Source organism: Arthrobacter sp. Z5-13, from assembly GCF_056499105.1.
On sequence record NZ_CP096460.1, the window covers coordinates 1,496,744 to 1,520,670 of the forward strand.

At 58.9% G+C, this 23,927-nt stretch carries 16 protein-coding genes; 11 read left to right on the forward strand and 5 right to left on the reverse strand.

Annotation, left to right across the window (positions count from 1 at the left end; genetic code table 11):
* Positions 1-4: 4 nt before the first annotated feature.
* Positions 5-2,743: a preprotein translocase subunit SecA gene (gene secA / locus M1E02_RS07090; protein WP_479377385.1), complete on the forward strand. Its 2,739-nt coding sequence runs from the start codon at positions 5-7 to the stop codon at positions 2,741-2,743.
* Between the two features lie 17 nt (positions 2,744-2,760).
* On the opposite strand, the gene M1E02_RS07095 is transcribed toward secA, so the two are convergent.
* Together M1E02_RS07095 and M1E02_RS07100 are read right to left on the reverse strand one after the other, a co-directional pair.
* Positions 2,761-3,276 carry an Rv3235 family protein gene (locus M1E02_RS07095; protein ID WP_479377386.1) on the reverse strand — a complete coding sequence of 172 codons (516 nt, stop codon included), beginning with the start codon at positions 3,274-3,276 and terminating at the stop codon, positions 2,761-2,763.
* A gap of 39 nt (positions 3,277-3,315) precedes the next feature.
* On the reverse strand, positions 3,316-4,062 hold the full coding sequence (locus tag M1E02_RS07100; RefSeq protein ID WP_479377387.1) for a LysM peptidoglycan-binding domain-containing protein: 747 nt from the start codon (positions 4,060-4,062) through the stop codon (positions 3,316-3,318).
* A 130-nt stretch (positions 4,063-4,192) separates the two neighbouring features.
* Here M1E02_RS07100 and M1E02_RS07105 point away from each other — a divergent pair, with 130 nt between their 5' ends.
* Complete coding sequence (locus M1E02_RS07105) at positions 4,193-4,792, forward strand: hypothetical protein (RefSeq protein WP_479377388.1); 600 nt, start codon at positions 4,193-4,195, stop codon at positions 4,790-4,792.
* Between the two features lie 23 nt (positions 4,793-4,815).
* On the opposite strand, the gene M1E02_RS07110 is transcribed toward M1E02_RS07105, so the two are convergent.
* Positions 4,816-5,031 (reverse strand): helix-turn-helix domain-containing protein, encoded by a 216-nt coding sequence (locus M1E02_RS07110; RefSeq protein ID WP_045729765.1) that lies wholly within the window; start codon positions 5,029-5,031, stop codon positions 4,816-4,818.
* A 161-nt stretch (positions 5,032-5,192) separates the two neighbouring features.
* Between M1E02_RS07110 and M1E02_RS07115 the strand changes: the two genes are divergently transcribed.
* Genes M1E02_RS07115 through M1E02_RS07130 form a run of 4 tightly spaced genes read left to right on the forward strand, consistent with a single transcriptional unit; the run spans position 5,193 to position 13,557 of the window.
* A complete protein-coding gene (locus M1E02_RS07115; protein WP_479377389.1) occupies positions 5,193-5,837 on the forward strand; it encodes an SAF domain-containing protein in 645 nt (214 codons plus the stop codon).
* Positions 5,834-7,147 (forward strand): CpaE/TadZ family protein, encoded by a 1,314-nt coding sequence (locus M1E02_RS07120; protein ID WP_479377390.1) that lies wholly within the window; start codon positions 5,834-5,836, stop codon positions 7,145-7,147. The genes M1E02_RS07115 and M1E02_RS07120 overlap by 4 nt, the downstream gene beginning before the upstream one ends.
* A gap of 58 nt (positions 7,148-7,205) precedes the next feature.
* The gene (locus tag M1E02_RS07125) at positions 7,206-12,053 is read left to right on the forward strand and encodes an NAD-glutamate dehydrogenase (RefSeq protein ID WP_479377391.1); all 4,848 of its coding nucleotides are present in this window, start codon (positions 7,206-7,208) and stop codon (positions 12,051-12,053) included.
* Between the two features lie 34 nt (positions 12,054-12,087).
* Positions 12,088-13,557: a sensor histidine kinase gene (locus tag M1E02_RS07130; protein ID WP_479377392.1), complete on the forward strand. Its 1,470-nt coding sequence runs from the start codon at positions 12,088-12,090 to the stop codon at positions 13,555-13,557.
* Between the two features lie 114 nt (positions 13,558-13,671).
* Here the strand turns inward: M1E02_RS07130 and M1E02_RS07135 are convergent, their stop codons facing one another.
* Positions 13,672-13,920 carry a WhiB family transcriptional regulator gene (locus tag M1E02_RS07135; protein WP_003804966.1) on the reverse strand — a complete coding sequence of 83 codons (249 nt, stop codon included), beginning with the start codon at positions 13,918-13,920 and terminating at the stop codon, positions 13,672-13,674.
* Between the two features lie 239 nt (positions 13,921-14,159).
* Between M1E02_RS07135 and M1E02_RS07140 the strand changes: the two genes are divergently transcribed.
* Complete coding sequence (locus tag M1E02_RS07140) at positions 14,160-14,720, forward strand: hypothetical protein (protein ID WP_479377393.1); 561 nt, start codon at positions 14,160-14,162, stop codon at positions 14,718-14,720.
* On the opposite strand, the gene M1E02_RS07145 is transcribed toward M1E02_RS07140, so the two are convergent.
* Positions 14,688-18,731 carry an FtsK/SpoIIIE domain-containing protein gene (locus M1E02_RS07145; RefSeq protein WP_479377394.1) on the reverse strand — a complete coding sequence of 1,348 codons (4,044 nt, stop codon included), beginning with the start codon at positions 18,729-18,731 and terminating at the stop codon, positions 14,688-14,690. The two genes, M1E02_RS07140 and M1E02_RS07145, sit on opposite strands and share 33 nt — an antisense overlap.
* Positions 18,732-19,019: 288 nt before the next feature.
* On the opposite strand from M1E02_RS07145, the gene glf reads away from it, so the two are divergent.
* From glf to M1E02_RS07165, 4 genes are read left to right on the forward strand one after another with little or no spacing between them, the layout of a single operon-like run.
* Complete coding sequence (gene glf, locus M1E02_RS07150; protein ID WP_479377395.1) at positions 19,020-20,207, forward strand: UDP-galactopyranose mutase; 1,188 nt, start codon at positions 19,020-19,022, stop codon at positions 20,205-20,207.
* Positions 20,204-22,201: a glycosyltransferase gene (locus M1E02_RS07155; protein WP_479377396.1), complete on the forward strand. Its 1,998-nt coding sequence runs from the start codon at positions 20,204-20,206 to the stop codon at positions 22,199-22,201. The genes glf and M1E02_RS07155 overlap by 4 nt, the downstream gene beginning before the upstream one ends.
* On the forward strand, positions 22,202-23,068 hold the full coding sequence (locus tag M1E02_RS07160; RefSeq protein ID WP_479377397.1) for an ABC transporter permease: 867 nt from the start codon (positions 22,202-22,204) through the stop codon (positions 23,066-23,068).
* 25 nt (positions 23,069-23,093) lie between these two features.
* Entirely contained in the window at positions 23,094-23,849 is a 756-nt protein-coding gene (locus tag M1E02_RS07165) for an ABC transporter ATP-binding protein (protein WP_479377398.1), read from the forward strand.
* Positions 23,850-23,927: the final 78 nt, after the last annotated feature.

Below are 23,927 nucleotides of genomic sequence, written 5' to 3' on the forward strand. Positions count from 1 at the left end.
TCACGTGGCATCACTTATCGAAAAACTTCTCCGTACGGGTGACAAAAAAACCCTGAGGCAACTGCGGAACTATGCCGATTCCATTAATGCTCTGGAAGACTCATTTAAAACGTTCACGGATGCTGAACTGCGGGAAGAAACCGATCGTCTCAGGGAGCGTCACCAGGACGGTGAGAAGCTGGATGACCTCTTGCCCGAAGCCTTCGCCGCAGTACGCGAAGCATCATCCCGAACCCTGGGCCTGCGCCACTTCGATGTGCAGCTCATGGGCGGGGCTGCCCTGCACTTGGGCAACATCGCCGAAATGAAAACCGGTGAAGGTAAGACCCTCGTGGCCACAGCCCCGGCCTACCTGAACGCTTTGACGGGCAAGGGAGTCCACGTCGTTACGGTCAACGACTACCTGGCTGAATACCAGTCGGACCTGATGGGCCGCGTATACCGCTTCCTGGGCTTGAGCAGCGGGTGCATCCTTTCGAACCAGGATCCTTCCGTCCGCCGCGAGCAGTATGCCGCTGACATTACCTATGGCACCAACAATGAATTCGGCTTCGACTACCTGCGCGACAATATGGCGTGGGACCAGTCCGAACTGGTCCAGCGCGGTCACAACTTCGCCATCGTCGATGAGGTTGACTCCATCCTCATTGATGAGGCGCGTACCCCGCTCATCATTTCAGGCCCGGCCCAGGGCGACACGAACCGCTGGTACAGCGAGTTCGCCAAAGTAGTGACGCGTCTGCAGCCCGAACGGGACTATGAGGTCGACGAAAAGAAGCGCACGGTCGGTGTTCTTGAGGCCGGCATCGAGAAGGTCGAAGACTATCTCGGTATCCAAAACCTCTATGAATCAGCCAACACTCCATTGATCGGCTTCCTGAACAACGCGATCAAGGCCAAAGAACTTTTCAAGCGGGACAAGGACTACGTCATCCTTGACGGCGAAGTCCTGATCGTTGACGAACACACTGGCCGTATCCTGGCCGGACGCCGCTACAACGAGGGCATGCACCAGGCCATCGAAGCCAAGGAAGGCGTCGAAATCAAGGCCGAGAACCAGACCTTGGCCACCGTCACGCTGCAGAACTACTTCCGTATGTACGGCAAGCTCGCCGGCATGACGGGCACGGCCGAAACTGAAGCTGCAGAATTTATGGGCACCTACAAGCTCGGCGTTGTTGCGATTCCGACCAACCGGGACATGCAGCGGATCGACCAGTCCGACCTCGTGTACAAGAACGAGACGGTAAAGTTCGACGCCGTCGTCCAGGACATAGCCGAACGCCACGAAAAGGGTCAGCCGATCCTGGTCGGAACCACCAGCGTGGAAAAGAGCGAGTACCTTTCTCGCCTCCTGGCAAAGGAGGGCATCCGCCACGAGGTCCTGAATGCCAAGAACCACGCCCGTGAAGCCGCTATTGTTGCCCAGGCTGGTCGCAAGGGTGCTGTCACCGTGGCCACTAACATGGCCGGTCGCGGTACCGACATCATGCTTGGCGGCAACGCGGAATTCACGGCAGTGGCCGAACTGGCCAAGAGGGGACTGGACCCCGAAGAAAACTCAGAGGAATACGAATCTGCCTGGCCGGATGCCTTTGAAGCTGCCAAGCAGGCAGTCAAGGACGAGCACGAAGAAGTTTTGAATCTCGGCGGCCTCTACGTGCTGGGCACCGAGCGCCATGAATCGCGAAGGATCGACAACCAGCTGCGGGGCCGTTCCGGGCGTCAGGGAGACCCTGGCGAGTCGAGGTTCTACCTTTCCCTCACGGACGACCTCATGCGCCTGTTCAACTCCGGTGCCGCCGAGCGCCTGATGAACAGTTCTGTCCCGGATGACGTGGCACTGGAGTCGAAGCTGGTCTCCCGCGCCATCGCCTCTGCCCAAGGGCAGGTAGAGGGCCGCAACGCCGAGCAGCGCAAGAACGTGCTCAAGTACGACGACGTCCTCAACCGCCAGCGTGAAGCCATCTATGGCGACCGGCGTCGGATTCTCGAGGGTGACGACCTTCACGAAAAGGTGCAGTACTTCCTCGAAGACACCATCAACTCCTTTATTGATGAAGCTACCGCAGAAGGGAACGGTGACGACTGGGACTTCAACCAGTTGTGGACCAACCTGAAGACGCTTTATCCCGTTAGCGTTACTCCTCACGACATCATCGACGAAGCTGGTGGGAAGTCACGCATCACAACAGAGTTCCTCCGGGAGGAGATACTTTCCGATGCCAGGTTGGTGTACCAGGCGCGGGAAGAATCGATTGGCGCCGAGAGCATGCGGGAACTTGAGCGCAGGGTTGTCCTTTCAGTGATTGGCCGCAAATGGCAGGAACACCTCTATGAGATGGACTATCTGAAGGAGGGCATTGGCCTCCGGGCGATGGCCCAGCGCGATCCGCTGGTTGAGTATCAGCGGGAAGGGTTCATCATGTTCCAGGCCATGATGGAAGCCATCCGGGAAGAAAGCATTGGATTCCTGTTCAACCTTGAGGTCGAAGTGACCCCGGCCGAAGATGTGGTCGTCGCGGATGCCGAAGGTGAGCACACAGAACACCACACTCCGCAGATCAAGGCTGCCGGCCTGCAAGCTCCCGAAAAACCTGCCCAACTGCAGTACACAGCTCCGAGCGAGGACGGCTCCAGCCAGACCCGGGTGGAGAGCAGGTCCGCCGGTCGCTCAGGTAACCCCGCTAAGGCTGCGGCTCAGGATGTCGGCAGACGGAGCAATAAGAAGAAGCGCCGCTGATCTGACAGTGAGGGAAGTCAGCCAATTTCCAAAACGGTAATCCGCCATACCTTGTTGTTCCGTTCCAGTCGTAATGCCACCGCCCGTGCCCGCGTCTCATCTACGACCACGGCGCTGGCTTCGTAGATGTCGGCCGTAACTTCTGAGGCACGCACGGAACGCACTGCTGGATTTCGGTAGACACCGGTGTTGGATGGAGAGATGCTCTGCCTGTTGAGCCGGATAAGGGCGGCCCGATGTTGAAGTGCCGCCATGCACTGCTGGTCCAGGCGTCGCGCCAGTTGATGGACAGGACGGGTGCCGGCCAGGACTTCTATGGCGGCTTGGACTGTTCCGCGGGCTATGGCGCAGACCTCGCGGTGGTCGGTGGCTGTCTTTAGACTGCTCACCGGGTTGTTGATGACTTCCACGGAGGGCTTCGGCCCCAAAGCCTGCTGGCTGCCAGGCGCGATTACTGAGGGAAACCGGTGAGCAGCCGCCTTGTTATTGGCTACTGGTTCCTGCTTGTCCCGAATTACCGTTACTGCGCTCATAGTGATCCTTCAATTGATGGTGGGCTAGCCCGGCGCCGGTCAGGCCGCACTGGGAGGCGTGAGCAGTTGGCCGGGCCTTAGCAGGTCAGGGTTCTCACCTATGACGGCACGATTGACCTGATACCAGCGCGGCCACTCCCGGGCAATGTCGACGTCGGATGCGAGCGGCCCAAGATGGGTGGCAACAATGGTCCAGAGGGAATCGCCGTGGACAACCGGCACCGGCACAGTGCCGGCTCCTTGCTCCTCGTGAAGAGCCCTAAGGGGAGTGCCTGCGAGCGGACCGGGATCCACAATCGGTTTGCTCGGTTGCCAGCGTGGATTCAACGGCAGAACGGGGTCGCTGTCCGAAGGTTCAGCCTTCCAGGCAGCTGATACCGAAGAACCTTGGCCGGCGATCGACGCTGAATCGGGCAATGTGGCGGCATTTGCAAGTGGAGCCGTTACTAAATGGAGGCCGACGGCGGCAAGCGCCAGCCTGCGCATGTAGCGGGGTGTGAAACTACCGGCGATAGCCGCAATGCGACGGCTCCCTGCGTGCTCAAGAGCAGCTGCAACGAAGGCGATCAATACCGAAAGTAGCCACCAGGCAACCAAGATCAAGCCAAGAACGTTGGCACCGAACCCCAACATGTCGTCGAAGCCCATCGACTGGTTCCGGGCGGCGGATCGTTGCCAGCGGCTGGTCATGGCCTCCCCTGTCACAGCAAGGATCACACCGAGCAGCAAAATCAGAAGAGCCAAGGCTGCATCTGAAAGCAGAGGCTTGTGAAGGATGGATTTCAATGAGTTCCCCCGTCATTGATTGGTGTCATTTGATGCAGTTTGACATCGTTTGATGATGTTCGATTAGTCTGGAGTAGTAAGCGAGGTTTTGTCCAGTCATTTTTCTTCTGGATTTTTGTAAATTGACCAGTTGACCCGGGACACCTACGCTGACGGGATGCGTTGGGATGCATTGTTCGAAGACATGGAAGCCCAGTTCGCTGCCGAGAATCGACTTCAGCAGGAAGCCGAAATTGCTGAGCGGGTCCGCATTGACGCGGCAGGCGTGGAGATGGCTGATCGGCTCCGGGCGTCAATCAACCTCATGATCACTGTGCATCTGGTATCCGGATCCACTCTTAGCGGGTTGCTGAGCCATGCCGGCAGCCAGTTGTTGGTACTGAATGAACAGCAGCATCAGGTGCTTGTTCCCTACGCGGCAATTGGCCGATGCAGCGGCCTGGCCCGGCATGCTCTAACGGAGCCGTCAGTAGTACGGCAAAGGCCCGGACTGGGATCTGCGCTCAGAGCACTTTCACGGGATCGCTCCCATCTTGCACTGACATTGGGCAGCGGGCCCCAAGGGGAAGTAACGCTCCATGGGGTTATCGACCGGGTTGGTCGGGACTACGTGGACTTCGCCGTGACCGGTGCAGGGGAAGCCAGACGTGCAGCAAATGTCATTGAGATGGCGGTTGTTCCCTTTACGGCGCTAAGGGCCGTCAGGTCCATCCAGGCCGCGCTGGACTGACGGTTGTGAGGGGAGCGAAGGAGTCAAACAGACTTCGACTTTGACTCCTGGATCATGCGGCTGGCCTCTGCGTACCGCTCCTCTATGTACTGCTCCAGCATCTTTTCCTCGACCCGCCATTGTCCGCGGCCACCTACCTGGATTGCCTTGAGTTCACCGCTTCGTACCAGGGCGTAGGCTGCCGGAGAGTTGATCTGTAGCTGTTCGGCAACGTCAGCAAGCGTCAGGAATCTGGGCATGCACCCATTTTGCCATCGATATTGGTCAAGAGCATGCGTTATCCACAGTTTGATGGAGTTTGATGCCGTGACTTTCAGTTCTGCCTGTTTCCAATGACAATGAGGGGTGTCTGGCGCATAATCCACCAAACCGGTAGCGCCTAAAGGGGGAAGCGGTACACATGAGTGTGAGCACAACATCCGCTGGAGCACGCCTGAAGAAACCATCGTGGAAGGATCCCCGGCTGCTCGTCGGACTGCTGCTGGTGCTTGCATCTGTGGTCGGAGTCGTTTCACTGGTAGGTGCTGCCGACCGGACCACTGAAGTCTACGTGGCGCGCGAGCCTATCGCCGTCGGGGAGCGACTGACATCGGACAATACGGCCAGGGCTAAGGTACGTCTGGGGGAACTGGAAGAGCACTACATCTCGGGCGAAGCCGGACTTCCGGAAGGTCTTGTGGCTGTCCAAAGGATCGGCAAGGACCAGCTCTTGCCCAAGGACAGCCTGGGGAAGCCGGATGAACTGGACCGCAAACCTGTCGCCATCACCATTGATGAACCACTTCCTGACCAAGCGCTGGCTGGCTCGAGGGTTGATGTGTGGGTGGCGCAGCCGGATACCCGGAATGGTTTCAGCGAGCCCACAATGCTGCTGCCCGGTGCTGAAATCGCACAAGTAACACCAGGGTCAACTGCTCTTGGATCCTCCCGTTCCACCGTGCTGATGGTGCTGGTCAGTGACGACCAGATGCCGAAGCTGTTGGGGTCACAGGCTAACAAGGCAAAGATCTCGGTTGTGTGGAACCCGGGCAGTGTGGCGAAGTGAGTATCCCCGTCGTAACAGTTGGTGATGCCCAGGAAGATCTGGTCGGCGGCTTGGAGCGGCTGCATGGCCCGGTATCCGTGGTCAGGAGGTGCTCCGAACTGACAGAGCTGTTGGCGGCCTGTCAGGGCGGGCTGGCCCGGGCAGCGGTAGTAGCAGGAGGCAGTGAGGAGCTTGCTGCCTCGCTGGTTGACCGTCTCCGGGCCGTGGGGGTAGCAATTGTTGCCCTGACTGACAATCCCGCTGAAATCACCCGGCTGCACGGAATGGGAGTGGTCAATGCGGCGCCGGACGTGGACCCGGCAGCGCTGGCAGCCAAGATTTCGGAGTCAGTAGCTTTGTTGTCCGGTATGGGCTCTACGACCCACCTCCGGCAGGACAGCGGGATGTCTGACCCTGGTGCCTCCAACCGAATCAGGATGGATGACGGTGCCGATGTCCCCGCACCGTCGGGGACCGGGAAGATCATAGCCGTCTGGGGTCCTGCTGGTGCGCCTGGCCGGACTCTGGTCGCCATCAACATTGCCGGAGAGCTGGCTGCCGAGGGCAAGTCTGTGCTGCTGGTCGACGCCGACAGCTATGGCGCCAGCGTCGCGGCCATGCTGGGATTACTGGAAGAAACGGCCGGGCTTGCGCAGGCATGCCGACTTGCTGACCAAGGTATCTTGGACGGCGATGCCCTTCTTCGGGTTGCCACGCGAGTAGTCACAAAGGGTGGCAGCTTCCGGGTGCTTACCGGAATTACCAGGGCTGACCGGTGGACAGAGTTGCGCGCCGCTGCGCTCTCCTCGGTTCTTGAGAAGTCCAGGGAGATTGCCGATGTCATCGTCATTGATGCCGGGTTTTGTTTGGAGGCCGATGAAGAACTCAGCTTTGATACGGTTGCGCCCAGGCGGAACGCTGCCACGCTGCGCAGCCTTGAGTTGGCGGACACTGTCTTTGCGATAGGAGCAGCCGATCCGGTTGGAGTGCCCCGACTGGTTCGCGCGCTATCGGATCTCGAGCAAGCCGTGCCGCATGCCTCGCCGAAAGTGGTGCTCAACAAAGTGAGGGCATCGGTGGTTGGCAGGTCACCCGAGCGCCAACTGAGGGAAGCTTGGGACCGATACGGGCCGTCCGTGACGATAGAAGCCTTTCTTCCGGCGGACCCCGGAGCTGGGGATGCAGCGCTCCTTTCGGGGGCCTTGCTGCTTGAGGCTGCTCCCGAATCGGAACTTCGTCGCTCTATCGCTGAATTGGTTTGTGCACCAGTCCAGCGAAAACGCGGTTCGTCTGTATTTTCTTCCACAGCAAGGCGTCGGGTTAAGGATTAGGCTCGCAATGAGGGCTGCAAAGGTGCAGCCGTGAACTTCTGATGGAGGCGTTTCATATATGTCGTCTGGATCCAGTGTGGAGGATCAATCCTTGACCGTCTCGGCCTTGGAAGGATACCTGGGGGACTACTACGAGCACTTGGCGGAAGAGGATTTCCAGGCGTACCCCGCCGAAGTCCTCTCAACCCGGGCCGAGACGCACCGGGCGGTAGCGCAAAGCCGACGGCCGGGCCACGCAAACGTCTCCATCTTTGATGAGGGTGACAACTGTGTCGTTTATATAGTCACCGACGACATGCCGTTCCTCGTTGACTCCGTGAATGCTGAGATTGTCCGTCAAAAGTCCGCTATCCATCTGGTGGTCCATCCGCTGTTTGTTGTCACACGCAACAGGGCTACCGGTGAACTGGTCAAGGTGGACAAAGTTCCTTCCACAGTTGGTCTCTCCAGCGGCGATACAGCAACTATGCCGAGCCTTTCCCATCTCATTGCTGAAGGCGATAACGCCTCGCACATGGAATCCTGGATTGCAGTCGAGATCGACAGACTGGGCAAGGAGAGCCGGGACCTTCTGGAAGATGGGCTGAGGCGAATTCTTGGAAACGTCCGGGCCGCCGTCGAAGACTGGCCCAAGATGCGGAACAAAGCGCTGCAGATATCTGCAGACTTGGACAAGGTAGCCAATCCGGCCCAAATTACCGAGCTCCGACAGGCACAGGACCTCCTGCGCTGGTTGGACGAGGGTAACTTCACCTTCCTGGGCTACCGCGAATACGACCTCGTCAACGAGGACGGCGAAGATGTACTCGAGCTCCGTGAAGACAGCGGGCTGGGCCTTCTGCGCGCAAGTTCTGACGGCCGGCAGGTTCAGCATCTGACGGATGCCGGCCGGAAAAAGGCCCGGGAGAAGCGGGCCCTTGTAATCACCAAGGCCAACTCCAGGTCCACCGTGCACCGCCCCGCTTACCTTGACTACATCGGTGTCAAGAGTTTCGATGCCACCGGTAACGTCAACGGAGAGCAGCGATTCATCGGTCTGTTCGCGACCAGTGCTTACGCTGGGTCCGTCAGGGATATTCCAATCGTGCGGGAGAAGGTCGAGGAAGTCCTTCGCATCGCTGGTTTCCCGCCCGATTCACACTCCGGCAAGGACCTCCTGGGGATCCTTGAAACCTACCCCCGTGATGAACTGTTCCAGATCGAGGTTCCTGATCTGGCTGCCACTGCCATCAGCATCCAGCGACTGCAGGAACGGCGCCGTACCCGTCTCTTCCTCAGGCCTGACATTTACGGCAGGTTCATGTCCGCCGTCGTATTCCTTCCGCGTGACAGGTACACCACCAACGTCCGGCTTCGTATTGAAGACGAGCTCCGCGAGACATTTCGCGCCGAGTCGATCGACTACGAAGCGCGCATGACCGAATCCGCGCTGGCCCGGCTTTTCTTCCGGATCCGCTTGCCCAAGGACGCAGACGTCACGGACGTCAACTCCCAGGAACTTGAAAAACGTCTTGTGCGCGCCACGCGCTCGTGGAGCGAGGGAATCACAGAAGTACTTCGCGATTCCTCACCCGATGGAGGCGGAAAGGAACTCGCCGATCTCTGGGCCGAGGCTTTTCCCGCGAGCTACCGCGTGGACTACGAGGTCGAAGACGCGCTGGAGGACATTGCAAGGTTCGAGAAATACAGCGCCGCAGCCAAGCAGAACGGCGGGCCCGAACGTCCGGGCGTTCACGTCTACCTTCCCGATGGCGCGGGAGCGACTCTGGAGGAGGACGCACGGGTCAAGCTGTACATGCTTGACCCCAAGAGCCTGAGCCAGATCCTTCCGTACTTCCACAACCTGGGCCTTGAGGTGCTGGATGAACGGCCCTTCGAGATCGAGACGGCCGACAAACGCGACTTCTTCCTGTACGACCTGGGGCTCAAGTACCCGCAACGGGTGGATCCAATGGCAACAGGAGAGCTCCTTGCCGAATCCTTCGGAGCAGCCGTTTCCGGTGCAGCCGAATCTGACAGCTTTGACCGGCTCGTCCTACGTGAAGGCATGCCGTGGCGCCAGATCGTGGTTCTTCGCTCCTACGCCAGGTACATGAGGCAAATGGGCAACACCAACTCCTTCGAATTCATGGCCGACACTTTGCTGGCGAACCCTGAAGTTACGAGAGCCTTGAGCGCCCTGTTTACTGCCCGGTTTGATCCCTCATTGAGTGAGGAAGAGCGCGAGACCCGGCAGGAACAGCTGAGCGGGGAACTGGCTGCCTCCATTGAGCAGGTAGCCACCCTTGATGCAGACCGGGTGCTGCGGACCTTCAAGAACCTGATCGAGTCAACCCTGAGGACCAACTTCTTCCAGAACAAGCCGTACCTGAGCTTCAAGCTCAATCCGGCCGGCATTGATGGTTTGCCGTTCCCGAGGCCGATGTTCGAAATCTGGGTGTATTCCCCACGTGTCGAGGGTGTGCACCTCCGCTTCGGGAAGGTTGCTCGAGGCGGCCTCCGCTGGTCAGATCGCAGGGAGGACTTCCGCACAGAAATCCTCGGCCTCGTCAAGGCGCAGACGGTCAAGAACGCAGTCATCGTTCCCACCGGAGCCAAGGGCGGCTTCTACGCCAAACAACTGCCCAACCCCGCCGAAGATCGGGCCGCCTGGATGGCTGAGGGCGTAGAGAGCTACAAGACATTTATCCGCGGCCTTTTGGACCTTACTGACAATCTCGTTGCGACCCCCGAGGGCGAGGAACTGGTGCCGCCCGCCGGGGTAGTGCGCCATGACGCAGATGACTCCTATCTGGTGGTCGCGGCGGACAAGGGTACGGCGACTTTTTCCGACATCGCCAACGGGCTTGCCGTTGAATACGGCTTCTGGCTGGGGGATGCCTTCGCCTCCGGTGGTTCTGTGGGCTACGACCACAAAGCTATGGGAATCACGGCAAGGGGCGCCTGGGAATCAGTGAAGCGTCACTTCAGCGAACTGGACCTCGATACACAATCTGAACCGTTTACCGTCGTCGGCGTGGGGGATATGTCGGGAGATGTCTTCGGCAACGGGATGTTGCTTTCACGGCACATCCGGCTTCTCGCGGCCTTTGACCACCGCCATATTTTCCTGGATCCGAATCCTGACGAATCTGTTTCATTTGATGAACGGCAACGGCTGTTCGCGCTGCCGCGTTCGTCCTGGGATGACTACGACAAATCGCTGATCAGTGAGGGCGGCGGTGTTTTCCCCCGTCAACTGAAATCCATCCCGGTTTCGGCGCAAGTGCGCGTCGCATTGGGCCTCCCGGACGGCATTACCCAAATGAGCCCCCCGGAGCTGCTGCGTGCGATCCTGCTCGCTCCGGCCGACCTTCTGTACAACGGTGGAATCGGAACGTACGTCAAGGCCAGTACCGAGACGAATGCCGAAGTTGGTGATAAAGCCAATGACGCCATCCGCGTGGATGGACGGGAGCTGCGTGTCAAAGTGGTGGGTGAAGGCGGCAACCTGGGATTGACTCAGCGTGGCCGGATTGAGGCTGCCCTGCAAGGGGTGATTCTCAACACTGACGCGATCGACAATTCGGCCGGAGTGGATTGCTCCGACCACGAGGTCAACATCAAGATCTTTGTTGACAGGATGGTAGCGGCAGGCAAACTCAACGCCAGCGAGCGCGCCGAATTCCTGGCCTCCATGACGGAGGAAGTTGGCCGACTGGTTCTTGAAGACAACATTGACCAAAACATTCTGCTGCTCAACGACAGAATCCGAGTTGCCGAGTGGAGCCCCAGCTACGAGCGGCTGATGGACTGGATGGAAAAGTCCGGTTACCTGAAGCGGAAACTTGAAGCGCTTCCCACGACGGAGACACTCAGGGAGCGGCTGGAGCAAGGCCAGGGACTTACGTCCCCTGAGCTCTCGGTGCTCTCCGCCTATGCCAAGATTGAATTGGCCACGGCTCTGCGGGACAGTGATCTCGCCGATGATCCCTGGTTCCGTCGTACCCTGCGGGAGTACTTCCCTCGTCAGCTGCGGGAAAGGTTCGACGCCGAGCTGGACAGCCATCCGCTGCGCCGGGAGATCATCGCGACGGTTATCGCCAATGACATGATCAACATGGGCGGTATCACATTCGCCTTCCGCGTGATGGAGGAGACTTCTGCCAGCGAGGTCCAAGTGGCGAAGGCCTTTGTGGCCCTGCGGGAAGTTTACGAACTGGACAACATGGTGGCGGAGCTCAACGCGCTGCCGGCGTCGTTCCCCACCGAACACTGGAGCGCTGTACACCTGGATGTCCGCAGATTGCTCGACCGGGCTGTTCGCTGGGTACTCACCCAGGGGAACGCCACACGGCCAATTGCAGACACAGTCGCGGAGTTCAAGCCTCTGATGGATCCGATGCGTTCGCGCCTCCTGGATTATTTGCGTGGTGATGACCACGCACGAGTGGCTGCGTGGCTTGAGAAGGCGCGCGCGTGGGGTCTGCCGGAAGACCTGTCTCACCGATGGGCTGAGCTCTTCGAGAGCTTTGTATTGCTGGACATCGCCAAGATTGCCCATGGCAATCCGGAACCGGTGGAAAGTATTGCGCACGTCTACTACACGGTCTTCAACCGGTTCCACATCGATTCCCTGCTGGAGCGGATCACAAAGCTCCCCAGGGAGGACCGTTGGCAGGCCCTTGCCCGGGCTGCCCTGCGCGACGATCTGTATTCAACGGTTTCAGACATGACGACGGCTGTACTGGAGGCCACTCCCGGCGATCTCCCGGCGGAAGATCGCCTGAAGACCTGGGAAGGACTGAACGCCGAGCAATTGGGGAGGGCAAAGAGCATGTTTGATGAGGTCAATGCCCTTGAAGCCGACGATATGGCTTCCCTGTCGGTAGCATTGAGGCTCTTGAGGTCAATCGTCCGACGCTAGGGCAGTAGCCAGAGCGTCGCAAAATGGAGGTGCAGTGGCAATCTTTACGGACCCTATCAGGGAGCATGCTGATTTTGGGCCGGGAGACGCCGAGTGGCTGCACCTCCTGGTGGGCGACTGGCAGATGGTTGCCGACCTGGCTTTCGCTGACCTGGCACTGTGGTTTCCGCATCCCGAACACGGATACATTGCGCTTGCACACGTGCGCCCCTCCACCACGCATACGGTATTTCACGCCGACTTCGTGGGGGAGGGGATCCGCTCGGATTTGCAGCCTCTGGTAGATAAGGCCTGGGAGAGCCGGACAATTGAGCGCTCCAGCGAGACCAACTGGAGCAGCGACATGGCCCTCCGGGTCGAGGCGGTTCCGATGGTTCGCAACGGCCGGACGCTCGCCGTGGTCACCTCCCATATGGATCTGTCCAGTTCCAGAATGCCCTCCAGACTTGAGCTGACGTACCGCCAGTGCGCCTACGACTTACTGAGGATGGGTACGTTAGGTCTCTGGCCCGACTTCGCGTCGCCCACCGGTTCCCGTCGGGGGGCACCCAGAGTGGGTGATGGCCTTATCAGGCTGGATGCGGACGGAATCGTGCAGTACGCGAGTCCGAACGGGGTGTCCGCATTCCGGCGTCTCGGCGATGGTGAATCACTGGAGGGACGTTCCCTCGCGGAGGTTACCGCAGGCCTGCTCAAAGACCGTCGGATGGTGGATGAGACCTTGCCGCTGGTGGTTACGGGGCGCATGCCTTGGCGCAGTGAAATCGAGTCCCGTGGGGTTAGCCTTTCGCTGCGGGCCATTCCGCTGCGCGACGAGCAGCAGAGGTTCGGAGCCCTTGTTCTGTGCCGCGACGTGTCTGAATTGCGCCGCCGTGAAATGGAGCTTGTCACCAAGGATGCGACCATCCGCGAGATCCACCACCGGGTCAAGAATAATCTGCAAACGGTCGCTGCCCTCCTCAGGATGCAATCCCGCCGAATGGTCAGCGATGAGGCCAAACAGGGTCTTGAACAGGCGATGCGCAGGGTAGCAACAATTGCCCTCGTCCATGAGACCCTCTCCCAGGGCCTCACCCAGAGCGTTGATTTCGACGAACTCATCGGACGGCAATTCAGGCTCTCGGCCGAAGTTGCTTCGCCTTCCCAGCAGGTACGCACCGAACGCGCCGGCATGTTTGGTGAACTGCCCAGTGACTTCGCGACACCCCTGGCCCTGGTCATCAACGAACTTGTCACCAACGCCGTCGAGCATGGACTGGAGGGGAGAACAGGCACCGTCTGGTTGCTGGCCGATCGCTCAGAGGGGGACGACGGTGAGGAATTGCTGACCGTGACCGTTGCCGACGACGGCGTGGGGCTCCCGGAAACACCGCACACCGAGGGCCTGGGCCTGCAGATAGTCAGAACGCTCGTGATGAGTGAGCTCGGAGGCACAATTCAATGGCAGCGGCGCGAAGGTGGAGGCACTGCAGTCCAGATCGTGCTTAGCCTCGTCCGGCGATAGGGTGCCTGTTTGCCTCAGGTGTCCGGCCAGCTGTGCTGCGCCGGACCGACTGGGTAAATAACGAGAGAGGCCGCGGACGGTGACGTCCGCGGCCTCTCTTATTTGTCTGTCTGCTCAGGAAGCCCGGCGTGCGCGCGCAGCACGTCGTTTGAGGGCGCGGCGCTCATCTTCGCTCATGCCGCCCCAGACGCCTGCATCCTGGCCTGATTCCAAGGCCCACTGGAGACAGGTATCCACTACGGGGCACCGGCGGCAGACGCTCTTGGCCTCCTCGATCTGCAGGAGGGCAGGGCCGGTGTTGCCTACGGGAAAAAACAGCTCCGGGTCCTTATCGAGGCACGCTGCGCGGTTACGCCAATCCATGCTTATCAGTCACTCCATTCCTGGGAAATTCGTTGAGTGCGCTTTGTGAAAATATTCACTAAAGGCAACAAAGGAAAGGGGCCCAATCGGGCCCCCTTGGTCATCTCGAATAAGCCTGTCATGTTAACGCTGTGTAAACAAGGGGGTTTGATGACGGAAGTGCCTCTTCGGCGTGAGCGATGCATCACATTGTTCAGGGGGCCCTCACAGTTAGTGACTATGTCCGGTATTGTGCCAATGTGTCAAGACCTCCACTGGAACCACCAGAAGATGCTTCCGGGGACGCCCGTGATGCCGGCCCGAACAACAACGCTGGCACGAACAGCAACGCCGGCCTGGCCAGCAACGCCCACATCCGCAGTAGCTCCGAGAACAGCAACAGCCATGCGGCAGGCAGCACGTTCAAGCGCCCGGTAGGGATTGCCATCGTCAGCGGAATACTGGCTGCAGAAGCAACTGCCCTGCTGGTTGCTGCCGTCTGGTTCATCATCGGGTTGGTTAGCGGAGCCCCAGTTGTCTCCTTCTGGAGCGCTGTGTTCCTCCTTGTCCTCCTGCTCGCATTTTCAGCCTGGCTCTTTGCGATGGCCTACTTTCTGTTCCGTGCGTTTCGCTGGCCGAGGGCAGGCGCTTTCCTGGCGCAACTCTTCGTCCTCACCTTGGGGTTTCCGGCTTTGACCGGCGGCCTGACGTTGGTTGGACTCCTGATGCTGATCCCGGCTGCCACCGCCATTGTGCTGCTGTTCGATAAACGCGTGGTCGGCTTTGCTTCACGTTCCACCGGTGGACCTCCCGCTTTGTAACGGGGGAGGCAAGGCGCCCAGTTGGGTCAAGACTGCCTTGCCGCCGGAAATAACTGCGGCACGGCCTGCGGGCGGGCGTGCTTCCAAGTCGAAGCGCACACCGAAGAAGTCGCAGTCAAGAAGGCTCCTCGGGCAAATCAGCACTCCTGTGCCGTTGCTTCGTGCCTGCAGCATCAACGGCACGCGTTGTACGACCGTCGAGCTGAAGCCCGCCGCCAAGACCATGGTCACTCCCAGCCTGTTGAGATCCAGCAGGCTGTTGTGAGCTTCCGGCGACAACCGGTCGGCATTGTCAACGAGTGCTAAAGCGCCCGGGGCAAGTTCTCCCGATGTTCCACCTGCCGCCAGGCGGGACCAGTACGAGTCCGCATCTGCTTCCCGCCCTGGGCTCAGCCAGACAGCTTCATCATGGTTCATTTGGGGGAGAGCCTGGAGAAATGTACTTTTACCAGCCGATGGGCCACCCAGCACTGCGAGGACGCCACCCTTGGGAAGAGTGAGGGTTATGGGCTCCAGCTCATCTCCGCCAATACCTACCAAGAGCGTGTGGTCCCGTCGCTTTGACGCAGACTCGGATGGAACACTTTGCCGGGATGGCATGGCTTCATATCGGGCTTTGACGGCTTCCCCCTGAACGGAAACGGGTAGGCGCTCCACCCTGAAGGGTGTTGTTTTTGGACCTGAAACAGTTGCGCGAAGCCCCAGAAGATTCTCCGGTGGAGTGAAGAATTGAACTGCGGACGGACTCCCCTTTACCAGGGACCCAAAGGCGATGGCCCGGCCCTTTGCCGAAGACACAGCAGGGAGGCGCGGCCATGCGAGGCGGCTATCATCGCTGGAACCTGTGGGGAAGAAGCAACGGTTGGGAACGGTAGCAAAAAACCGCGCTGTCACGAGTTCGCGATCTCCGGAGATGAGGACCGTTACCTTGGCCTTCGGGCCGTCTCTGACGATGTCCGCAAGCAGATCTTCAGCCCAAACCAGCGGTCCGGCGCGGAGTGCGGAGGCCCAGGAGCCCCATCCGGAAATGACCAGGATGAGAGGAGGATCTGCCCCATCACCCTGACGACTCAACCGGACATGCATCTCTTGGGCAACGCGTTCCAGCACACGGACTCCGCGACGAAGTTCGTGAAGGCCGGCAACTGCACCAACGTGTGGCAGCTCGAACATTTCGTTCAAGGCGCCGTCGGAGTCCAGCAAGTAAAAGTGAGCTTCCCCAGGTGTCTCCAGCATTTGTTGAAGGACGAGGAGCAGTGCATCGTCCGTACCTGCTGGCTCCGTTCCCACCAGGCCCAGATGACCGTCGGTCAAGGGATGCCATTTCAGGCCGGTCACGGTTTGCTGCTCCGGCAAGTCAACCCAGCCGAGCTCCACAGGGCCGCCGCGGACTCGCCCTGGGAATGGAAGAAGTTCCGGTAGCGCCGGAGCTACGGGTGTGCGGACGGGCGAACCACCACGGATTGTCCAGAGAGAACATGCCTGACGGATGAGTGGAGCAGCGGCGTCGGCAGGAGTGGTGGATGCCATTGCAGTGTTGCACTGCCGGGCAGCCACACCAGGGGCGGCCAGGACGTCAAGGGTTGTTTCGACCGTCACCTCGCCAGTTGTCATCGCCATTCGCGCCAGGGAAGCCGCTTGGAATTCTTCGGGCGGGTCACTTCCGCGGGCAAGGAAGGCCCGGCCAGGGCTCCCCACCTGAATCCGGGCAGCCGCACCCGTGTTGATGATGTCGGCTGATTCCAGCTCTGACTGCACCCGAAGGGCAATGCTGGTGGTGACGTTGGCGCGGATATCGGCTGTAATGGCACCTTGCGGGCGCTGGGTTGCCATGATGAGGTGCAGTCCGAGGGACCGGCCTATGGCAGCAATTCTCATAAGTTCCCGTAGTGCTTCCGGCGCGTCCTCGACCAGCATTCTGAACTCGTCAATGACTAATACCAGATGGGGTAAGTCGTGCACCTTTCCGGCGGTTGCGGCCCGGTAGCTTGTTAAATCAGGGGTTTCCGCCTGGGCGAGGAGTTTCTCGCGACGGCGGATTTCTGCTCGCATCGATATCAGAAATCGATGAAGTTCATACTGTGAGAGGTCCGTGAGCATGCCGACGCAGTGCGGGAGTCCGGTTAGTGGCCCGAGCCCGGAACCGCCTTTGAAATCCACGAAGAAGAAGTTGACGCGTTCGGGCGGAAAGGACAGGGCAAGGGAAACGGTCAGGCTTCGGAGCAACTCGGACTTACCTGAACCAGTGGTGCCGGCGACCAACAGGTGCGGGCCGTCTACCTGCAAGTCAAAGAGGCACGGACCGGAGGATCCCATCCCGAGAGTGACGGAGAGGCCTGGTTTTTCCCCGGATTTGTCCCAGCGTCGGGCAAGTTCGGCATCCGAGAGCGTGAGCAGATCTTCCAGCGAACACGTCTCCGGTACACGTTGTCCGGCAGCATGGCCCGGCGGTGGAATGGAGGCTGCCCGCCGACAGAAGTTGTTGAAGACCTGATCCGGAACGAGATCCGCGACAAAATCGATGGTGTGGGCCGCTCTTATCATTTGAGCCATGCCTCCGCTTAGATCGATCTGCACCCCATCCAAGTCCTTCAAAAATTCGCCGCCTGTGGTGGAGCATCGAATAACTTGCCAGCCGTTGCCCACAGCCGCGGAAACAATTTTGTCAGGATGGCCGCCTGGGACTCCTTCCATCATGATCAGCACTCCATGCTTGAATCCTTGACCTGGCCTGTCAGAAAGACGGGACAGACAGTCGGCGGTTTGCGTTACCAGGGAGACCTGCGCAAGAAAGCGGGCGGCGAGGGGGAGCCTGCTGGCAGCACCAAGGACCAAAACCCTGGTCCCGCTGCCAAGCGGAAAAGCCGCGAATTGCATAATGACGGACCGGACAAGACCTGCCACGGCTTCGTCAGGCCCTTGTATCCGGCTCACTCCGGGACCTGGTTCAAGCCTCACGGCAACTGATTCCAGCAGGAGTGCGGGCAAGCCGGGGTCGGCGGGATCAGTCCTGACATTTGCGGGTTGCGTGCCCAGTCCGAGCCGCAGCCAGAGGCCGTCCTCCGCGGCTGGCCCGGGAATGGCATGTGGGTTGGCGAACCATGTTTGGAGGACAATGTCGGCAGCTGAAGGCGCGGACCGCCGTCGTCGATCCTGGTCTTCTTTCACCGCCGCCTGGATTGCCCTTTTCAGCTCACGGCGCTGGCTCCTGCCGGACATGAGGGGTATCAGGACGGAAACGGCCGAGACTGCGGTAAACGCCAGAAACATCCACATGCCCGTAATCAAGGCCAAACCTATTCCGATCACAAAGGGGAGGCCCGCAGCGATGATCAGTGCCCCGCGGCTTCCGGGTTCGGCCTTCCTTCCGACAATCAGAGGTTCTGCAACATTGCTGCCCGCCGCGTCAGCATCAACCCGATGTTCCGTAAGGGTGCCACCGAAGACGATGCTCAGCGTTGATTGGCCGCAGCGTATGACGGACTCGGTGGAGACAGGAGAGCTCTTCACCCTTTTGTCATCCACAATCGTTCCGTTCACGCTGTCGAGGTCGGTGATGGTTACGTTTGACTCTGACACCTCGAGACGGGCGTGTTCCCGGGACATCCCTGCATCCGCAACGAGGATCTCGCTACCGCCGCTGCGGCCAATTCGGTAAGAACCGCGGTTCAGGGGAACCACTGTGCCTGCACCCGGGCCGCCATGGACGGCCAACATCAAACCGAGGGACGATGACTCCGTCCTATCAACAGGTGGTGTGATATTTCCGTCCAGGAGGACAACCCCGGGGACAAGCGGCGGAACACCGACCGTCATCCCCGCAACTGGAGATCCGCCGGCAGTGAGCGTCGAGATTCCGTACTTCCGGGAGATTACGGTCTGAAGCTCCAATCCGCTGCAGCCCGATGGTGCTGAGACTGTCAGTTCTATGAACCGTCCGTGCTGCCCGGGACTGGTGCCGGCGTCAGTGCCCGGGCGCGGGCTCCGGACCAATGTACATTCGAGCCTCATGGTCTCCCTCACTTATTCAACGGTGATCTGATCCACGTTATGAGCCCTGAGCAGGAGAGATCGGGCGCTGCTTGGCATATGTGGACAACCAACCACGCCGAAAGCCTGCGATAGAGGTGGCTGGTTCCGTGTACCGCGAGTGATTCGGCCCTGAGTCCCGGCAGCGGTACTGCTCCAGGGACCACTGCTCAACTGACGTGATTCACTACTACTGTTCTGCCCTCGGGTAGGCTAGAGCAGCAGACATTGCGCAGCATTGCGCTGCCCGCATTCGAACCAGGAGATTTTGTGACAGCTGACCTTGTTATCGTAGGAGCAGGTTTTTTTGGCCTGACAGTTGCCGAACAGGCCGCTACAGAGCTGGACTTGAAGGTCGTCGTTATGGACCGCCGCCATCACATCGGCGGCAATGCCTACAGCGAGAAGGAAGAACAGACTGGCATCGAAGTCCATCGCTATGGTGCTCACCTGTTCCACACTTCGAATGAACGCGTGTGGGAGTATGTAAACCGGTTCACGACATTCACGAACTACGTTCACAAGGTTTATGGCGTGCACAAGGGTGAGGTCTACTCCTTGCCCATCAACCTTGCAACGATTAACCAGTTCTTCCGGGCCAACCTTACCCCGGGCCAGGCCCAGGCCTTGATCCAGGAGCAGGCAGGCGAGCTGGCCGGCACTGACCCCCAGAACCTTAATGACAAGGGAATACAGCTCATCGGCCGCCCACTGTATGAGGCTTTCATCAAGCACTACACCGGCAAGCAGTGGCAGACTGACCCGAAGGACCTGCCGGCAGGAATCATTTCAAGGCTGCCGGTGCGTTACAACTACGACAACCGGTACTTCAACGACAAATACGAGGGACTGCCTACAGACGGCTACACAGCCTGGATCGAGAGGATGGCTGCCCATCCGAACATCGAGGTCCGGCTGAACACTGATTTCTTTGATGAGTCGAATGAGTACAGCAAGAACAAGGTTGTAGGCAATATCCCGGTTATCTATACCGGGCCTGTAGACCGCTACTTCGACTATGCCGAGGGCGACCTCTCATGGCGCACTATTGATTTCGAAGAAGAAGTTCTCGACCTCGGGGATTTCCAGGGGACGTCAGTGGTCAACTACAACGATGCGGACGTTCGCTACACACGCATCATTGAGCCTCGCCATTTCCACCCGGAGCGGGAATACCAGAACGACAAGACAGTCATCATGCGGGAATTCTCCCGGGCGGCGGAGAAGGGCGATGAGCCGTACTATCCGATCAACACGGCCTCTGACCGTGAGCGTTTGTTGAAATACCGCGACCTTGCTGCGGCCGAGACCAACGTCCTTTTCGGCGGACGTCTCGGGACATACAAGTATCTCGACATGCACATGGCGATTGGTTCCGCCCTGAGCATGTTTGACAACAAGATCAAGCCGCATTTCACCGGCGGGGCAAAGATTGAAAGCGGAGGAGTGGACGCGTGAGCGTCACTGCCGACTCAGAGTTGCAGCGGGTGATTTTTCCGCCCCCTAGCGAGTTGGATGCCATCGAGCTCTATGTCGATGCGGGAAGTGCGCTCGGTCTGCACCTCGTAGAGGATGACAGCTTGTATCGGACGCCAAAACTTCCGGAACAAAAACTTCACGTTGTCGGTTCCAGCGCAGTGGAAGCTCACCATGAGGACTTCCTTTCGCGATCTTCGATGAAGGTCAGACCCGGGCAGCATGTGTCCTTTGGGACATACTTCAACGCCTTCCCGGCGAGTTATTGGCGCCGTTGGACCAGTGTTCGTTCCGTTCGACTGAATGTGCGGACCGAAGGGGCGGGGAGCGTCCAGGTATTCCGCTCCAACGCCAGGGGAGTCCCGCAACGGCTTGAATCCATCCACGTCGACGGTTCTGATGATCTGTCGCTGGACCTTTCTTTGGAGACATTCGGGGACGGCGGCTGGTACTGGTTTGAAATGGTTGCCGGCAAGTCTGAACTGAAGCTTCTCGAAGCGTCGTGGAGCACCAGGGATACACCTGCCATAGCTGCTGGTGAAGTAGCTACCATCCAGATCACGACCATGAACAAGACCGGCTTTTGTATTGAAAATGCGAGAATTCTTGGCTCCAACCTCCACGCACTGAAAAGCGTCAAAGAGGTACTGATAGTTGACCAAGGGTCGCAGAAAGTAGCCGAAGCTGAGGGCTTTGAAGAAGTCAGCCAACTCCTCGGCGCTAAATTGCGCATTGTGGACCAGGCAAATCTCGGCGGCTCCGGTGGTTTTTCCCGTGGTATGGCTGAGGCCTTGGCTAACGGCAGCGACTTCGTGCTTCTCTTGGACGACGACGTCGTGGTTGAGCCGGATAGCGTGGAGCGGCTCATAGCCTTTTCAAGGTTCACTAAAAAGCCAACCATCACGGGTGGCCACATGTTTGACCTGTATAGCCGCACGACCTTGCATACGTTCGGGGAGGTCGTGGATCCGTTCAGGCTTAGCTGGGTTACTCCTGACAGCGATATCGAATACCGTCATGACTTCAGGCAAAGGAATCTGCGCCAGACACCTTGGATGCATAGACGCGTTGACGTTGACTTCAACGGGTGGTGGATGTGCCTGATTCCTACAGCCATTGTCCGCGAAATCGGGCTGTCCCTTCCTCTCTTCATCAAATGGGATGACGCTGAGTATTGCCTGAGGGCGAAGGAAGCCGGCTATCCAACTGTCTCGCTGCCGGGAGCGGCGCTATGGCACGTTTCCTGGATCGACAAGGATGACTCCCTTGGATGGCAAGCCTATTTCCATGAGCGCAACCGTTTGATTTCTGCCCTTATTCATAGCCCCTTCCCCAAGGGCGGGCGGATACTTAGGGAGTCTTTCCAAAACAACGTCAAGCACTTGGTTTCGATGCAGTATTTCGCCCAGGAGGCGCGCATCATGGCGCTAAGAGACGTGCTTCGTGGACCTTCTGAGTTGCATGCAGAGCTCGGTACCAAACTGGCTGAGGTAAACGCGCTACGTGCCCGCCATCAGGAGGCACAAATTCGCACTGATGTTGACGATTTTCCTCCGGTGGGCCTCACCCGGGGCGGACGAGGAGCAGCAGCGCCTGGGATGCCGGCGAAGAAGGACCTCGCCACTTGGGCCGCCAAGACGGTCCTTCGCCAGGTATTCAAGAAACCGGATGCCCAAGTCCTTGAGCGGCCCCAGGCACACCTGGCCCACAGGGAAAACAAATGGTGGACACTGTCGAAGTATGACAGCGTGCTCGTATCCAATGCTGAAGGAACAGGTGTGTCCTGGTATCGGCGTGACCCCAAATTATTGAAGAGCAAAATGGTTGAGGCTTCCCGCTTGCAGGCTCGACTCTTCAAAAACTGGGAGAGCCTGTCAGAAGAGTATCGGAAGGCCCTTCCTGAGATCACGTCACTGAAATCCTGGGAGACCACATTCGGCACTCCCATCGGTTCCCGGCTAAAGGATCGTAGCTAGATGGTTCCCTCAGAGGATCTGATCAAGCCCGGGCACGGCCGGGGTCTGCTGGACGTTTATGCCAATCGCTTCCTGCTGAAACTACTGGTACGCAAAGAGATTAAAATCCGCTACCGGGGATCTGCGCTCGGGCTGCTGTGGTCATATGTGAAGCCACTGATGCAGTTCCTGATCTACTTCGTGGCCCTTGGCATCTTCCTCAACCTGCAGCACGGCACGCCCAACTACGCCATCTATTTGTTCTCCGGCATCGTTTTCGTAAATTTCTTCACGGAATCCCTTGGCAACGCCACACGCTCCATCGTGGACAACCGCGACCTGATCCGAAAGATCTACTTGCCCCGGGAACTGTTTCCGGTTGCCACGGTCTGGGTCTCTGCTGCGCACTTCCTTCCACAGGTAGCGGTTTTGATCGGAGCCTGCCTGATTGCAGGTTGGGAGCCTTCGCTTCTCCAGCTACTCGTGGTCATTGTCGCTTTCCTGATGGTGAGCATCCTCGCTACAGGTTTGGGCCTGCTTTTCGGGGCGGCAAATGTCTACTTCCGGGACTCGGAGAATATCGTGGACATGATCCTCATGATCGTTACGTGGGCGTCCCCCGTCCTCTACGTGTGGACTATGGTCGAGCGGGTCATGGGTCCTTGGTATTGGCTCTATCAGCTCAATCCTCTGACCGTCGGCGTCGAGATTTTCCATTGGGCTTTCTGGTATCCGACACTGGAACCCGAGCAGATACCGCTTGCACCGTTACCGCCGGATCTGATTACGCTTTGGCTGCCCGTGGCTATTGGCACTTCACTTCTGGTCCTCTTTTTAGGCCAGCTCGTGTTCCGCAAGCTTGCCATCCACTTCGCGCAGGAGCTCTAGTATGACCGACCACAGGAGCTCTAGTATGACCGACGCCGACGACCTGGCAATTACTTGTAATGGTCTGCGCAAGCAATTCGTCCTGCGCCACACGCGTTCCCTCAAGGAGGCTCTGGTGTGGTTGATGCGAGGCCGCAAAGGAGATCTGTCGAAGAAATTCGATGCGCTCAAGGATGTGTCTCTGGACGTCCGGCACGGTGAGACAGTAGCGCTGCTTGGCCTGAATGGCTCGGGAAAGTCAACCCTTCTCAAACTAATTTCGGGCGTTCTTCAACCTGACAGCGGAACCGTCTTCACCCGTGGTCGTGTGGCGGGGCTGATCGAGGTTGGGGCTGGTTTCCATCACGATCTCAGCGGCCGCGACAATGTCTACTTGAACGGCGCCATTCTTGGCATGACCGAGCCAGAGATAGACGAGAAGTTTGACTCCATAGTCGAGTTCTCCGAAATAGGCGAGTTCATTGATACTGAGGTGAAGTTCTATTCATCTGGCATGTATCTGCGGCTCGCTTTCTCCATAGCGGTCCACACGGACCCGGAGGTCTTCCTGATCGACGAAATTCTTGCTGTCGGCGACGAGCCCTTCCAACGCAAATGCATTGCCAAGATCAAGGAACTGGCGGCGAAAGGCAAGACCCTGTTTGTCGTCAGCCATGACCTGGACTTGGTCTCCACTATTTGTGAGCGTGGCGTTCTCCTTGAGCACGGTCACGTCATCATGGATGGCGAAGTGCATGAAGTCGTCGCCGAACTCAGGGAACGCTCAGCAGAGCTGAACTGAACTCATTGCCCAGAACTCAGGACGGACTGTTCAGGCCTGATGTTGTTGAGTATGCATCGCATCCGCCGGTTGGGGATG

Coding starts and splice junctions, on each gene's coding strand:
- M1E02_RS07115 (WP_479377389.1), top strand. CDS start 5,193: ATGAGTGTGAGCACAACATCCGCTGGAGCACGCCTGAAGAAACCATCG.
- M1E02_RS07095 (WP_479377386.1), bottom strand. CDS start 3,276: ATGAGCGCAGTAACGGTAATTCGGGACAAGCAGGAACCAGTAGCCAAT.
- M1E02_RS07160 (WP_479377397.1), top strand. CDS start 22,202: ATGGTTCCCTCAGAGGATCTGATCAAGCCCGGGCACGGCCGGGGTCTG.
- M1E02_RS07135 (WP_003804966.1), bottom strand. CDS start 13,920: ATGGATTGGCGTAACCGCGCAGCGTGCCTCGATAAGGACCCGGAGCTG.
- M1E02_RS07125 (WP_479377391.1), top strand. CDS start 7,206: ATGTCGTCTGGATCCAGTGTGGAGGATCAATCCTTGACCGTCTCGGCC.
- M1E02_RS07165 (WP_479377398.1), top strand. CDS start 23,094: ATGACCGACGCCGACGACCTGGCAATTACTTGTAATGGTCTGCGCAAG.
- M1E02_RS07110 (WP_045729765.1), bottom strand. CDS start 5,031: ATGCCCAGATTCCTGACGCTTGCTGACGTTGCCGAACAGCTACAGATC.
- M1E02_RS07145 (WP_479377394.1), bottom strand. CDS start 18,731: ATGAGGCTCGAATGTACATTGGTCCGGAGCCCGCGCCCGGGCACTGAC.